This is a genomic window from Nonomuraea corallina (assembly GCF_027620315.1).
In the GTDB taxonomy this organism is placed as follows: Bacteria; Actinomycetota; Actinomycetes; order Streptosporangiales; family Streptosporangiaceae; genus Nonomuraea; species Nonomuraea corallina.
In genome coordinates, this window is the sequence record NZ_JAPNNL010000350.1 from 1 (window position 1) to 1,009 (window position 1,009).

Genomic DNA, 1,009 nt, shown 5'->3' on the forward strand with positions numbered 1-1,009 from the left:
TGACGTGATCTCAGCCAATTGCCGGTAGGTAGTCATGCTCGAAATGGGTGAGGACGAGTGCTGCGCGGGCGATGTCGCCGATTCTGCTGGGGCTGACGGTGATGTGCTGGAGGACCCGCCAGCGGCCTTTGAGCAGGGCGAATCCGCGTTCGCCGAGGCATCGCAGGGCGCGTAGGAGCCGATTGTAGGTGCGGTTGTCCGGGCTGAGGATCTGGTTTCCTCCGGGTTGCCTGATCGGTGTGTGAACGCCGATTCCGGCACCGTCATAGCCGCTGTCAGCGAGGGTGGGCAGTCCAGCTGCCGCTGCGGCGTACAGCGCGCCCAGCACGTGTGTGCGGGCGGCGGTCAGATCGTGGACGGAGCCGGGCTCGACCTCGGCGATCCACAGCGGCAGTCCGCCGGGTGCCGACAGGGCCTGGAGGTTGCCGGCGTGCTGGTGGGCTTTGCCGGAGTACCAGGTATCGATGGGTTCGCCCTTGACGCTGAGGCTCTGCTCGGCGCAGCGGTCGATGGGGATCAGGGTGCCGTCCAGGATCACATAGGCCAGCCCGTCTGCCTGGGCACGGTCCAGCGCCTCGTGCAGATCGGGGGCTTGAACTGCTAGGACGTCGATCCCCTCAGCGATGTAGCGGTAGGCGGTGGCGCGGGAGACGCGATGGTCTCGGCCGAGTTTGGGGATGTCGTGCTCGCCCCGGAACCAGCGCAGGATCAGCACTGCTTGCCAGAACGGGGTCAGCGCACGGCTGCCCTTGGGGGTGCCGAGTCGGCGTCGTTCGTCCCGCAATGAGCGGGCGACGTGGTGAATCAGCGCGCGGGAGACGTCGAGCGTGGCACGATGAGCAATCACGTGGAGCCTTTCGGTGGCGGGATTTCGTGGTGAGAACTCATCTACCGGAGGCTCCACGTCCATCACCGGCCTTCGACGACTTCTCCCGAAAGGCCCGAAACGCCACCACGGGCGTCCCTAACATCCCTTATCGTCCCGAATTATTTCCCTGAGATCACCTCA

Annotated in this window: 1 protein-coding gene; it reads right to left on the minus strand. The window is 65.5% G+C overall.

From position 1 onward, the window contains the following. Positions 1–10: 10 nt before the first annotated feature. Positions 11–847, minus strand: a complete 837-nt coding sequence (locus tag OUY22_RS36645; RefSeq protein ID WP_270159912.1) for a transposase family protein — start codon at positions 845–847, stop codon at positions 11–13. Between the last annotated feature and the right edge of the window lie 162 nt (positions 848–1,009).